The organism is Micromonospora sp. DT46 (genome assembly GCF_049841735.1).
In the GTDB taxonomy this organism is placed as follows: Bacteria; Actinomycetota; Actinomycetes; order Mycobacteriales; family Micromonosporaceae; genus Micromonospora; species Micromonospora reichwaldensis.
Window position 1 is genome coordinate 39,680 of sequence record NZ_JBNCKW010000007.1, and the last position, 13,717, is coordinate 53,396.

The 13,717-nt window shown below is 73.5% G+C and carries 9 protein-coding genes; all 9 read right to left on the reverse strand.

What is annotated here, in order from left to right:
- Positions 1–24 precede the first annotated feature (24 nt).
- The 9 genes from katG to ACLQ20_RS20300 all read right to left on the reverse strand — a co-directional run bounded on the left by katG (position 25) and on the right by ACLQ20_RS20300 (position 13,678).
- Positions 25–2,301 carry a catalase/peroxidase HPI gene (gene katG / locus ACLQ20_RS20260; RefSeq protein ID WP_425857248.1) on the reverse strand — a complete coding sequence of 759 codons (2,277 nt, stop codon included), beginning with the start codon at positions 2,299–2,301 and terminating at the stop codon, positions 25–27.
- A gap of 23 nt (positions 2,302–2,324) precedes the next feature.
- On the reverse strand, positions 2,325–2,753 hold the full coding sequence (locus tag ACLQ20_RS20265; RefSeq protein ID WP_132240588.1) for a Fur family transcriptional regulator: 429 nt from the start codon (positions 2,751–2,753) through the stop codon (positions 2,325–2,327).
- A gap of 108 nt (positions 2,754–2,861) precedes the next feature.
- On the reverse strand, positions 2,862–5,801 hold the full coding sequence (locus tag ACLQ20_RS20270) for an AAA family ATPase (RefSeq protein ID WP_425857250.1): 2,940 nt from the start codon (positions 5,799–5,801) through the stop codon (positions 2,862–2,864).
- A 98-nt stretch (positions 5,802–5,899) separates the two neighbouring features.
- A complete protein-coding gene (locus ACLQ20_RS20275; protein WP_132240586.1) occupies positions 5,900–6,106 on the reverse strand; it encodes a hypothetical protein in 207 nt (68 codons plus the stop codon).
- A 9-nt stretch (positions 6,107–6,115) separates the two neighbouring features.
- Positions 6,116–9,277 (reverse strand): type 2 lanthipeptide synthetase LanM family protein, encoded by a 3,162-nt coding sequence (locus ACLQ20_RS20280; RefSeq protein ID WP_425857251.1) that lies wholly within the window; start codon positions 9,275–9,277, stop codon positions 6,116–6,118.
- Between the two features lie 262 nt (positions 9,278–9,539).
- The gene (locus ACLQ20_RS20285; protein ID WP_425857252.1) at positions 9,540–10,466 is read right to left on the reverse strand and encodes an ornithine carbamoyltransferase; all 927 of its coding nucleotides are present in this window, start codon (positions 10,464–10,466) and stop codon (positions 9,540–9,542) included.
- A gap of 38 nt (positions 10,467–10,504) precedes the next feature.
- Positions 10,505–11,800: an aspartate aminotransferase family protein gene (locus ACLQ20_RS20290; RefSeq protein ID WP_425857254.1), complete on the reverse strand. Its 1,296-nt coding sequence runs from the start codon at positions 11,798–11,800 to the stop codon at positions 10,505–10,507.
- Positions 11,801–11,906: 106 nt separating this feature from the next.
- Entirely contained in the window at positions 11,907–12,692 is a 786-nt protein-coding gene (locus ACLQ20_RS20295) for a 2-keto-4-pentenoate hydratase (RefSeq protein ID WP_425857255.1), read from the reverse strand.
- Positions 12,692–13,678, reverse strand: coding sequence for a methyltransferase (locus ACLQ20_RS20300; RefSeq protein WP_425857257.1), 987 nt, complete (start codon positions 13,676–13,678; stop codon positions 12,692–12,694). The genes ACLQ20_RS20295 and ACLQ20_RS20300 overlap by 1 nt, the downstream gene beginning before the upstream one ends.
- Positions 13,679–13,717 lie beyond the last annotated feature (39 nt).

Below are 13,717 nucleotides of genomic sequence, written 5' to 3' on the forward strand. Positions count from 1 at the left end.
CGGGGCTCGTCGTCCGGAGCCGGGTCAGACGAGGTCGAACCGGTCGAGTTCCATGACCTTGGTCCAGGCCGCGACGAAGTCGGCGACGAACTTGTCGCGCGCGTCCTGGCTGGCGTAGACCTCGGCGAGGGCCCGCAGCTGGGAGTTGGAGCCGAAGATCAGGTCGACCGCGGTGGCGGTCCACTTCACCTCGTCGCTGGCCAGGTCCCGGATCTCGTAGACGTGCTCGGCGGACTCCGACGCCTTCCACCGGGTGCCCGGGGAGAGCAGATTGGCGAAGAAGTCGTTGGTGAGCACGCCGGGCCGGTCGGTGAGGACGCCGTGCCGCGTGCCGCCGGCGTTCGCCCCGAGGGAGCGCAGGCCGCCGACGAGGACGGTCATCTCGGGCGCGGTCAGGTTGAGCATGTAGGCGCGGTCGAGGAGCAGCACCTCCGGCTGGGTCTTTTCGCCGGCACGCAGGTAGTTGCGGAACCCGTCGGCGCGCGGCTCAAGCACCCGGAAGGACTCGACGTCGGTCTGCTCCTGGGTGGCGTCGGTGCGGCCCGGCCGGAACGGCACGGTCACCTCGACGCCGGCGTCGCGCGCCGCCTTCTCGACGGCCGCCGAGCCGGCCAGCACGATCAGGTCCGCGAGCGAGATCTTCGCGCCGCCGGCGGAGTTGAACTCCTGCCGGATGCCCTCGAGGGCCTCCAGGACCGTCGCGAGCTGCTCGGGCTGGTTGACCTCCCAGCCGCGCTGCGGCTCGAGACGGATCCGCGCGCCGTTGGCGCCGCCGCGCTTGTCGGTGGACCGGAAACTGGCGGCCGAGGCCCAGGCGGTGGAGACCAGCTGCGCGGTCGTCAGACCGGACTCGAGGACCTTCGCCTTGAGCGCGGCGACGTCGGCGTCGCCCACGAGCTCGTGGTCGACGGCCGGCACCGGGTCCTGCCACAGCTGGGCTTCCGGGACCCACGGCCCGAGGAAGCGCTCGACCGGCCCCATGTCGCGGTGCAGCAGCTTGTACCAGGCCTTGGCGAACGCCAGCGCGAACTCGTCGGGGTTCTCCAGGAAACGGCGCGAGATCTTCTCGTACGCCGGGTCGACGCGCAGCGACAGGTCGGTCGTGAGCATCGTCGGCTTGTGCTTCTTCGACGGGTCGTGGGCGTCCGGGATGATCGCCTCGGCGTCCTTGGCGACCCACTGCTTCGCGCCGCCGGGGCTCGTCGTCAGCTCCCACTCGTAGCCGAAGAGGATCTCGAAGAACCGGTTGCTCCACTGCGTCGGCACGTCGGTCCACGTCACCTCCAGGCCGCTGGTGATCGTGTCACCGCCCTTGCCGCTGCCGTAGGTGCTCAGCCAGCCCAGGCCCTGCGACTCCAGCGGGGCGCCCTCGGGCTCGGGGCCCACGTGGTCGTCGGCGACGCCGGCGCCGTGGGTCTTGCCGAAGGTGTGGCCGCCGGCGATGAGGGCGACGGTCTCCTCGTCGTTCATCGCCATCCGGGCGAAGGTCTCACGGATGAAGTGCGCCGCGGCGAGCGGGTCCGCGTTGCCGCGGGGGCCCTCCGGGTTGACGTAGATGAGCCCCATCTCGGTGGCCCCGACGCCGGTCACCATCTCCTTCTCGGAGGCGTAGCGCTCGTCACCGAGCCAGGTGTCCTCCGGGCCCCAGAAGATCTCCTCGGGCTCCCAGACGTCCTCCCGGCCGAAGGCGAAGCCGAAGGTCTTGAAGCCCATCGACTCCAGGGCGACGTTGCCGGCGAGCACGAGCAGGTCGGCCCACGAGATCTTCTGGCCGTACTTCTGCTTCACCGGCCACAGCAGCCGGCGGGCCTTGTCGAGGTTGGCGTTGTCCGGCCAGCTGTTGAGCGGGGCGAACCGCTGGCCACCGTCGCCGGCGCCGCCGCGGCCGTCCTCGATGCGGTAGGTGCCTGCGGCGTGCCAGCTCATCCGGATCATCAGGCCGCCGTAGTGGCCGAAGTCGGCCGGCCACCAGTCCTGCGAGGTGGTGAGGACCTTGACGATGTCCTGCTTGAGGGCCTCGACGTCGAGCTTGGCGAACTCCCTGGCGTAGCTGAAGTCCTCCCCCAGGGGGTTGCCCTTCGACGAGTGGGCGTGCAGCACCGAGAGGTCGAGCTGGTTGGGCCACCAGTCCCGGTTGGTGCGCGGACGGCCTCCGGTCTTCGGCGTCGGCGAGTCGATCGCCGGGTTCTCGCTCTCGCTGCCGTGCGCGGTCACGGAGTCGTGCGCGACCGGGCAACCGGCCGCCTCCTTCTTGTCCACGCCCTGCGCGCTGACGGGGCCATTGTCCTGGGTGTCGCTCATCTGCTTCCTTCCGGACTGGCGGTTCACTGAACGGTGCGTTCGGTCGCGCAGTCGGGGCAGGTGCCCCAGTAGACGACCTCCGCCTCGTCGACCACGAAGCCGCGGTCGTCGGAGGCGGTGAGACAGGGTGCATGGCCGACGGCGCACTCGACGTCGGCGATCGCGCCGCAGGAGCGGCACACGACATGGTGGTGGTTGTCGCCCACCCGGGACTCGTAGCGGGCGGTCGCCCCGGCGGGCTGGATGCGCCGCACCAGACCGGCGTCGGTGAGCGCGCGCAGCACGTCGTAGACCGCCTGGTGGGAGACCGTGGGCTGGTCCGCCCGCACCAGGGCGATCACCGTGTCGGTGTCGACGTGCGGGTGGTCACGCAGCGCTCTGAGCACCGCCAACCGGGGCCGCGTCACGCGCAACGAGACCGCCCGCAGCTGGGTCTCGAAGTCGGGCGTCACGTGTCGAACATAGTCCAGTATTTTGGAACGGATCAAGTTTTTCTCAGGTTCAACCCGCGCACCTCCGACCGACGCGGCCCCGGCCGCCCGGCGGGCGGTCGGGGCCGTTCACCGACTGCTCCCGGAGCGGCTGTCGGGCCGCAGCAGCTCGTCCACGCTGTCGCGCAGCGTCCTGCGGTTCGCGTGCCCGGTCTTGAGCAGCAGGCTGGCGACGTGCTTCTCGACCGTACGTGGCGAGAGGTGCAGCAGCGAGGCCAGATCCTGGTTGTCGTGGCCCTTCGCGAGCAGCACGAGCACCTCGTGCTCGCGGACGGTCACCCCGACGGCGCGCAGCCGGGCCGGGATGCGGTCGTGACCGGAGCGCCGCTGCCCGAGCGACGCGCCGGCCTGACGGAGCAGCCCCCGGCAGGCCCCGGCGATCACCGGCGCGTCGACGTTGTGGAAGTGGTCCTCCGCCGCCCTCAGCCAGGCGACGGGCTCGCCCCACCCGTCGGCGAGCGCGGCCTCGGCGACCAGACGCAACCCCAGGTGGTACGACATGCGGTACGGCGCCGCGGCCTCCAGGGCCAACGCGACCTCCGTGGCGGCCCGCTCGCGCTGCCCCGCGCGCCCGTACACCACCGCCTTCGCCAGGTGCAGGAACTGCCGGTTCCAACGCAGGGTCGCGCCCGGGGCCAGCGCCACCGCCTCCATGCCGGTGCGGTCCAGCGACCCGGCCAGCGCGTCGAGCAGCGGTCGCAGTCCGAAGCGGCCCGTCATGTAGTAGGTGTTCGGGTGGTCGTCCTCCCACGCCCGGGCCAGGTCGAGGGCCCGGATCGCCGCCGGCCGGTCCTCCTCCAGCAGTGCGCAGACGGCCTCGCAGAAGCCGTAGGCGAGGGGAACGTGCCCGGACTCTCCCCCACCGACCGCCCGGAACTCCTCCAGCCGCTGTTCCATCAGTCGCCGTCGTCCCCGGTGGGCAGCGGAGGCGGCGGCCGTCACCAGCGCGAACTGCTGGTCGTCGATGTTGCGCAGCCGGGCGGTCGCCGCGGCGCACCGGGCGGCGAGCTCGTCCCCCGTCGGGTAGTCGCCCTGCATCACGGCCCGGATCGCGTACACGCCCTCGATGCTCTGCCCGATCATGATGGCGCCGGACAGCTGCGCGGCCTGCTCCGCCTGGCGCAGCAGGGTCTGCTCGCCGGTGCGCATGCTCTGGTTGACCCCGAGCCGGAACAGCGCGTTGATGCGCCACAGGGGCAGGCGGTGTTCCTCGGCCATCGCCAGCATCCTGGTCAGGTAGGACTCCGCCTCGTCGAAGCTCCGGCTCCGGGCGATCATGGCCAGGAGTTGCAGCGCCTGGCACGCCGTCTCCGCCATCGGCACCCGTTCGGCCACCGCCAGGGCCTGGAGCACGAGCTGCTCGGCCTGCGTGGTCCGGCCGCAGCCGTCACCGTCGCCGAAGATCAGGTGCGCCTCGACCACGTCCACCCGGGCCGCCGGCCCCGGCGGCGGGTTGCTGCCGAGGACCGCCCGGGCGATGCGCACCTGGGACGCGCCGTCGGCCCACCGCCCGGTCGTGACCGCGACCCAGGCGAGCCGGGTCCGGATGCTGACGTGCTGCTCGACGCCGAGGGTCACGGCGTTCACCCAGGTCGCGTCGTCGACCAGGGCGAACGCCCGGTTCGCGTGGCCGGCTTCGGCCAGGGCGTTGAGCAGCGACTCGAGAATGCCGGCGCGCGCCTCGGGGTCGGGCGGGTCGGACATCAGCTGGTACGCGCGGTCGAGCAGGGTGACGGCCGACGTGGTGGCGCCGTCGCCGAGTGCCCGCCGGCCCGCCTCCGCGAACAACAGGCCCGCGGCGTGGTTGTCCCCGGCGGTCTGCCTGAGTTCGGCCGCGAGCTGGCACCAGTGTCCGGGCAGCCCGGCGTACGCCGACTCCAGCGCGTCGGCGGCGCGTTTGGCCAGCGCAGACCGTTCGGCGGGGGTGAGCGTGGCCAGGATCGCGTCGGCGGTCAGCGCGTGGCGGAAGGAGTACCAGTCGGGCGTCGACCGGTCGGGCATGACGACCTCGACGTCCACGCCGGAGCGCAGATGGCTCAGCATGGCCCGCTCCTCGAGACCGGTCGCCGCCCGCAGCGCGGCCACGGGGAAGCGCCGGCCCAGCACCGCGGCGGTGTGCAGCAGTGTCCGCGCCTGCGGATCGAGGCCGGCCAGCCGGCGGGTCACGCTGAGCGTGACGGTGTTCGGCAACGCGATGGCCGGGTCGTCGGTGAACCGCCAGCCGTCGCCGTCGCGGACCAGTGCGCGCGCGCCGATCATGCTGTTCAGCAGTTCCTCGGCGACGAACGGGTTGCCCTCGCTGTCGCGTACCAGCCGGTCGGTCAGCTCGGCGGGCAGGGCGTCGGTGTTGAGGCAGGCGGCGGCGAGCTGGTGGACCTCCTGGTCGGACAGGGGGTGGAGTTCGACGACGGTCGCGGAGCGACGCACAGCCGCGGCCCAGGCCAGCTCGGTCGCGGGGCCGCTGCCCGGCCGCATGGTGGCCACCATCAGGATGGGCAGGTCGGCGAGGTTGTCGACCAGGTACTCCACGACGGCGTGGGTCTCGGCGTCGGCGTCGTGGATGTCCTCGAGGATGAGGACGCAGCCCCGGCCCCCGGCCACGGCGGTGACGAGCCGCAGGACCGCCTCGGCCAGTTCGACGATCGAGGCCACCCGTTCCGGCACCGCGGGGTCCCGCCACTCGGGGACGAGTCGGGCGAGGGCCGGGCGGTAGGGCGCCAGCTCGGTGTTGTCCGGCAGCCGGCCCGTGCGCGACAGCGCGAAGATCGCCTCGGTCAGCGGGCGGAACGGGACGATGGGGCCGGTGGAACTGCTACGGCCCCGTAGCAGCTCCATACCGGCCTCCGCCGCCGCGTGCGCGCAGTGTTCCGCGAGCCGGGTCTTGCCGATCCCCGCCTCGCCGATCAGGAAGATCGTGCCGCCGGACGAGGACCGCGTGGCCGTCAGTCGAGCGTTGACGGCGCGGATTTCGGCATCACGTCCGATCACCACCGGCGAGGAGAAGCGCATGCCCGCAGGCTAACGTGAGCGGCACCCGCGTTACCGCGTCGAACACGGGCGCCCGCTGTCGATGAAACGACACGGGAAGGTGCCGCTCCCGGTCGGACTCACTCCGACGAGTGACCGCCAGTGCCACCGGTGTCGATGATGGCCGCGATGGCGGGCGCGGCGATCATCAGGCCGGTCAGGATGCCCGACCGCCTCCCGACGTGCCACAGGAAGCTGAACTTGATGTCGCCCGCCGGGTGAGTGTCGGCCGGCTCGGGTTCCTCGGCCGCCCCCGCCGGTCGAGGAACAGTCAGGTCGTTCCGCATATCTTCCCCCTATCTGGTTCTCGACACCACGTCGGATGTCGTCGGCTCGGCATGCAGCAGCAGTGCCGAGGGCACTCGATCGGCGAAGCCGATACGGAGCAGTCCGTGGCCGATCCCGGCCAGGCCGTCCAGCAGGCCGGGGACGCTCACGCCGCCGGCGGCACCGCATCTCGGGCCGGCCTGGTCCAGCGCGGCGACCAGTTGTCCGGCCTGGTCGGAGCGGACGCTGGCGGCGGCCCGGCGACCGCGCGCGGCGGCGACCGACAGCATCTCCTGCCTACCCAGCTCCCCGTGGCAGAGGCTGTGGTCGTCGACCAGCCCCGATCTCGACACGGCGGTCGCCGCGCGGTCCACGAAGGCGGCCAGCGCCGGGTCTGCCAGCAGCCGGCCCTGGTCGGCGATGGCGACCGCGATTCCGGGCACGCCGTGGCACCACGAGTGCGCCGACGGGTCCGGGACCGGGCCGGTGGCGGCACGGGCCAGCATCGCGCTGCCGGCCTCGGCGTACCGCTCGTCGCCCTCCGCCTGCGCGAACCGCAGCAGGGCCCAGCCGATCCCGGCCGTACCGGTGGCGAAGCCGGGCTGCGCGGGCAGCGTGGGGACTGCCGCCAGCAGCCGCTTGGCGCAGTCGCGGGCCGTCTCGGCGGCGAGCGGCAGGCCGGTCAGCTCGTTGACGGCGAGCATCGCGGCGAGGCAGCCGGCCAGCCCGTCGAGCACGCCCGGGTTGGGGTCCGTCGCGGCGGCGATCGCCGCGAGGCGTACCGCCGGTTCGACGGAGTCGCCGAGCGCGTCGTCCCGAAGCAGGTCGGCGAGCCGGGCCGCCGCGTAGGCGATCCCCCCGAGGCCGGTGAACCCGCCGCTGCCGACCGTGTCCGCCAGGTGCGGCCGGGCCTGCATCGCGGTGAGCAGCACGGGAAGTTGGCGCACCGCCCTGCGGGCGGCCTCGGCGTAGCGGTCGACGTCCGTCAGCCGGGCCAGCTCGGCCAGGAAGAGGGCGGTGCCCGGGTATCCGTTTCCCAGCCCCGCGCCCAGCGGCATGATCGTGCTGTGCCCGCCGTCCACCGGTTCGAGGCCGAGCCAGTTGGCGAACACGCCGTCGTCGTAGGCGTCCGAGATGATCTTGTCGGCGATGCCGCAGGCGACCGTGAGCAGCCTGCCCGGGTCCGGTGCCGTGGCCTCCCACCGGACGGGGGCCGGCTCCGCGCACTCGTGGCGTGCCCCGCCGAGTCGGCCGGCGAGCGCGGCCCGGACGATCCACTCCTGGTCGCGTTGGTCGACCGCGCCCATGGCGGCGATCCTGCGCAGCGCGGTCGTCAGCACCGGCTCGTCGAGCACGTCGACGAATCCGACGCCGTCGCCCCCGGCCAGGTCGCGGTCGTCCGGGCGGCAGGTGAACAGGGGGACGTCGCCGTCCCAGAGCTGTTCGATCTCGCGGGACACCAGTCGGTTGCGTACCGGGTCGTCCACCGAGGCCGCCCAGAGCAGGTCGAAGATCTGGTCTCGGTCGAGCGCGTCGCGCAGCACGTCGGGATGGGTGGACTCGCTCAGCAGCACGGTGTAGGTCCGCGTCGACCGGGCGATGACCCGCAGCTCGTCGGCGGTGAACCGCCGGAGCAGGCCGTCCGGGCCGGTCAGGTCGCCGGCCCGCCGGGCGATGGCGCGGTACCCGGCGCGGAAGCCGGCGAGCAGCTCGCCCGTGTACCCGGCGGCGTCGGCCGGGACGCCGTCCAGCGTCGGGCGGTTCTCGGCCGCCCGCACGGGCGCGGCACCACGTACCAGGTGCATCGTGTCGGTGCCGGCAGCGGCCCACTCGACGACCTCCCGGAGCTGCTGCGCGCCGGGGTCGCCGCCCAGGCCGGAGATGTCCAGCAGGCCGCGTTCGCCGATGAGCGGCTGCGGCAGCAGGGCGGTGCGGTACACCGACGTCCGCAGCGCCCGGGCGGCGGGATCGGGCGCGGCGGTCGGCACGGGCAGGTCGGGGTGCAGCAGCGTCTCGACATCGACGAGGACGGGCTGGTCGGCGCAGGCGATCAGGTTCTCGTGGTGGATGTCCGTCATGCCCAGCAGGTACAGCAGCGCGAGCAGCACCCCCTGCCGGCGGTAGAACGCGCCCACCTGGACGGCGTCGGAGCAGGCGGCACGGTCGACGACCTCGATCCACCCGTAGCCGCCGCGGGCGAGCACGGTCAACCTGCGCAGCTCCAGCTCCGGCAGCAACCCGTTGAGCCAGTCCAGGACCTCGTTGAAGTGCACGTGGACGGCGACCGAGCGCGGCCGGTAGACCACCCGGGCGCCGGAGGCGAAGCGCAGGAGCGCCACCGCCCGCCCGTGCCCGTGCGAGTCTCCCGCCACGTCGACTCCGACCAGCGGGCCCGGATCGTGGCCGTCGAACAACCGCCGGAGGATCTCCGCCCGGTCCGCGACGAACCGGTCGAGCAGCTCGGCCGCCGCCTCGACGGCGTGCCGACAGGCGGTCGCCAGGATCCGCGCCAGCACGGGATAGTCCGTCATCACCCGCGTCAGCCGCTCGCGCTGGGCGAGGTCGGCCACGAAGGCGGCGAACCGGTGCTCGGGCGTGGGACCCGCCAGCCGGCCGGCGGCGCGGGCGACGTTGAGTTCCAGGACGAAGGTACGCGACGCCATCGCGACCAGCCGGGCGCGGAGCGCGTCGGCGAACCCGGCGTACACGGCGGCGAGGTCCACCACCGCGGGCGTACCGGGAGCCCGTACCCGCTGCCGCAGGTCGGCGCAGGCGGCCGCGACGAACGGCGCCAGCACGCCGGCGAACGCGTCGGACCACGGGGTGCCCGGGGTCGGCTGGGAGGCGCCGTCGGGGGCGAGGCCGAGCGCCCGCTCGGTGTACTCGGCCCAGCCCGGCGCCGCCGACCCGGCCGCCAGCGCCGCCGGCGGTCGGTCGAGGAGAGCCAGGAACTGCCCCTCGGTGATCCTCAGGGCCGCCAGGCGGTGCGCGAACTGCCCCGTCGTCCCCAGCTCGTACGCCGAACGCCAGTCCTGCAACCGCCGCACGGCGTGCTCGGACCCGGGGTCGGCGACGACGGACCCGCCGTCGTCGGCTGCCCGTACCCGTTCGGCCAGCGTGAGGCCGGGCGCCCACCAGGCGTCGCCCGCACCGCCCACCGCCGCCGCATTTCGCGTCCCCGATCTGTCCACGCCGATATCGTGCCGGCGGCCCGCAGGGGGTCACATGGGTAACCGGTACCCATATTTGGGCGGCGCCGGCGCACCGCCGGTGACCTGGGACGATCCGCCACGCGGCACCCTCGGCCATGCCGCCGACGGTCCAGCCGCGCCGCACCCGGCTGTCCAGGTGGCCCACCAGCACCCCGTCCCGAGGGCGACCGGCTCGCCGGGGCTCCCGCCGCCGCCGTCGTCGGGGGCCGTGCTGCGGGTCGGGCGGGTGCCGCGGCCGGGCTCACCCGGCGCACCACTCCAACGCGGCCTGGGCGCTGGACATCTTGTGCCTCGCCTGAGCGAAGGCGATGCTGCGGGGACCGTCCAGCACGCCGGCCGTGACCTCCTCGCCCCGGTGCGCCGGCAGGTCGTGCATGAACACCGCCTCCGGGCTCGCCGCCAGCAGCGCCCCGTCGACCCGGAACGGCGCGAAGACGCGCCGCCAGTCCGGGTCCGGCTTGGTGGTGCCGGTGGTCTGCCAGCGGGTGGTGTAGACGACGTCGACCTCCGGCAGGTCCGCCATGTGGTGCGCCTCGGCGACCGCCGAACCGGTCCGCGCGGCGGCCGCCCGGGCGGCGGCGAGGACGTCCGGGTCCAGCCCGTACCCGGGCGGCGTGCGCAGGTGCAGCCGCGTTCCGGTGAACCGGCTGAGGGCCAGCGCGAGCGCGGCGGCGGTGTTGTTGCCCTCCCCCACGTAGAGCACCCGCAGCCCGTCGACCCGGCCGAACCGCTCGGTCATGGTGCTCAGGTCGGCCAGCGCCTGCGTGGGGTGCTCCTCGGCGCTCATCGCGTTGATCACCCCCATCCGGTCCTGCCCGGCGAACGCCCGCAGCTCGGCGACCGGGTCGGCGGTCCGGGCGACGAACAGGTCGACCATCTCGGACAGCACCCTTGTGGTGTCCTCGACCGTCTCGCCGGTGTTCAGTTGCAGGTCCCCGGGGCCGTAGCTGATCAGCTGGGAGCCGAGCCGCAGGGCTCCGCTGGAGAAGGCGGTACGGGTCCGGGTCGAGGTGCGGCGGAAGTAGACAGCGGTGACCAGTCCGCGCAACTGGTCGGCAGGCCCGACCCGACCGGCGGCGTGGTCGGCGCTGCGGGCCACGAGGTGCCGCAGGTCGGCGTCGCTGAGGTCCTTGACGGACAGCAGGTGACGGCGGGGACGACGGTCCATCGGGATCCTCCAGGAACGGTCGCGGTGGCGGGCGGCGGTCAGCTGGCCCGGATGGCCCGGTGCAGGACGGCGAGGCCCCGCTCCAGCCGGGCGAGGTCGATGGTGAGCGGCGGCATCACCTTGATCACCTCGTCGTCGCGCCCGCAGAGTTCGACGATCAGCCCGGTCTCGAAGCAGCGCCGCTGGATCCGATCGGCCCGCTCGGCGCCCCCGGCCGCCCGCAGGTCGATGCCGAGGACCATGCCCAGGCCCCGGACGGCGAGCGCCGGTTCGCTGTCGCGCAGGTCGGCGCCGAAGCGCTCCAGTCGCCGGGCGCCGACCGCGGCGGTGGTCCGGAATCCGTCCTGGCCCCAGAGTTCGCAGGCGGCGGCGCCGGCGACGAAGGCGAGCTGGTTGCCCCGGAAGGTGCCCGTGTGCTCCCCCGGCGACCAGACGTCGAGTTCCGGCCGGAACAGCACCAGCGACAGCGGCAGCCCGTACCCGCCGATCGCCTTGGAGACGGTGATGATGTCCGGCACCACGCCGGCGTGTTCGAAGCAGAAGAACGTGCCGGTGCGTCCGCAGCCGGACTGGATCTCGTCGAAGATGAGCAGGACGCCGTACCGGGTGGTCAGGTCGCGCAGCCGGCGCAGCCAGTCGGCCGACGCCGGGTACACCCCGCCCTCCATCTGCAACGGTTCGACGATCACGGCGGCCGGGAGGTCCAGCCCCGACGACGGGTCGGACAGCATCCGCTCCAGGTAGCCGATCGAGTCGAAGGGCCCCGCCGGACCGTCCTCGTACGGCACGAACGTCACGTCCGCCGTGCCCACCTGCCCGGCGGCGCGGGCCCGGCGGCCACCGCTGACCGCCAGCGACCCCCGGGACATGCCGTGGTACGCCCCGGCGAAGGAGACCACGCCGCGGCGTCCCGTGGCCCGGCGGGCCACCTTCAGCGCCGCCTCCACCGCGTCGGTGCCGGTCGGCCCGCAGAACTGCACCTTGTGGTCCAGCCCGCGCGAGGCCAGCACCTGCTCGCGGAGCCGGCTCAGGAAGGTCCGCTTCGCCACGGTGTACATGTCCAGGCCGTGCATCACGCCGTCCCTGGCGAGGTACTCCGTGATGCGACGCTTGAGGTGGGGATGGTTGTGGCCGTAGTTCAGGGTGCCGGCGCCGCAGAAGAAGTCGGTGAACATCCGACCGTCCTCGGCGTAGAGCTCGGCGCCCCGGGCCCGGTCGAACACCACCGGAAACTTGCGGCAGTAGTAACGCACCTCCGACTCCATCGCCTCGAAGAGGGAGAAGTCGTAGGCCGCCTTGTGCGGCGGTACCGTCTCGTCCACCAGCATGGTCATCGGTCCGGGGTCTCCTCGGTCGTAGTCGTCTCGTCGTCGAAACAGGTCGGGTGCGTGCTCCCCGACCGCCGGGCGGTGCCGGGGCCCGGCGGGGCCCGGGGGCACGTCAGCCGCGGGTGGTCAGCGCGACCTGACCCAGGGCGCCGAAGGAGGCCCGCACGGTGTCCCCCGGCACGAGGTCCACCGCCGCCGCCCAGGATCCGGAGAGCACGAGCTGCCCGGCCCTGATCCCGGTGCCGAACCCGGACAGGATGCGCACCAGGCAGGCCACGGACTCGGCCGGATGGCCCATCACGGCCGAGCCCTGCCCCGCCTGCACGCCGTGGCGGCTGCGCAGCTCCATGCGCGCGCCGGCCAGGTCCGTCGTGCCGGGCGGCACGCCGGCGCCGAGGACGGCCAACGCCGACGAGGCGTTGTCGGCGACGGTGTCCACGAGGCCGATCCGCCAGTCCCGGATCCGGCTGTCGAGCACCTCCAGCGCCGGCAGGACCTCCGCGGTGGCGGCCAGCACGTCGTGCGCGGTCACGGTCGGGCCGGTGACGTCCTGCGCGAACCGGAACGCGATCTCGCCCTCGACCTTCGGCGCGATGAACCGGCCCAGGTCGAGGTCGGCGCCGTTGTCGAGGACCATCCGGTCGGTCAGGTAGCCGAAGTCGGGATGGTCGATGCCGAACATCGACTGGATCGCCTCGCTCGTCGCACCGATCTTGAGTCCGGCCAGGACCGCGCCCTCGGCCAGTTCCATCTCGCGCAGCTCGCTCTGGATGGCGTAGGCGTCCGCCAGGTCGAGCTGCGGATGCCGGGCCGAGATCGGCGGTACGGCGCGCAGGGTCCGTGCCGCCGTCCTGAGTTCCCCCGCGAGCGCGCGGTGCAGCGACAGCGTGGTGGCCACTACCTGGCCGCCACGAAGAGCCGACCGCCGGGCACGCCGAGCGGTACGCACGCCGTCTCGGAGAAGCCGGCGGACCGGAACGTGTCCAGCCACTGCCGCTCGGTCGGCAGGGTCACCCGCATGAAGCTGGCGTGCAGGTAGGTGAAGAGCGCGCTGAACCTCCGCTCCGCGGGGTCGGGCGCATAGGAGACCGCGTCGGCGACCGCCATGAACCCGCCCGGCGCCAGCGCGTCGCGACAGGCGCCCAGCACGTCCTTGGCCACCGACTCGTCCGCCACGATGTCGTGCATGACGAAGCACGCCAGCACGGCGTCCGCGCCCTCGACCGGTCCGGGATCGTCCGCGAGGGACTGGACCGTACGCTCGACGACCCGGAGCCGGTCGGCCACCCCCGCCGCGGCCGCGGCCTCCCGCGCGGCTTCACACGCGGCGCCGCTGCTGTCGAGCGCCACGCCGGTACGCCCCGGGTCCCGCCCCAGGAGCTCGATGAGCAGCCCGCCGGCGCCGGCGCCGAGGTCGGCCACGTGCGAGGCGCCGGCCGAGGCGACCCGGTCGACGATCGGCGGATAGAACGCCCGCTCGCCGATCCACCTCGAACTGACCGCCACCCGGCGTCCGTTCCGCCGGTGGACCCGGGCCGCCGCGTCGCGGTCGGTCAGGAACTCCCGGGCGTTGGCGAGGAACGGCCCGTTGGCGCTCATGGCCCAGGACACGTAACCGGCCGCGTACCGCCGGTCCGGGTAGTCCTCGGCCGCCCGGAAGCGGTCCGGGACGTCCGTGCCGACCACCAGCCCGGCGGCGACCAGCGCGGCGAGGTAGTCCTCCACGCCGGCCTGCGGGAGGTCGGCGGTCCTGGCCAGCTCGGCGGCGTCGAACGTGCCGCCCGAATCCAGCAGCCGGTCCACCCCGATCTCCGCGCCGATCTGCAGCAGCGCGGCGACACCGGCCAGGTCGGCCGCCTCGTCGAGCGAGGAATGGCGTTGCATTGGTCCTCCTACGTCAGGTGATGCGAGCCCTTGGTGAGG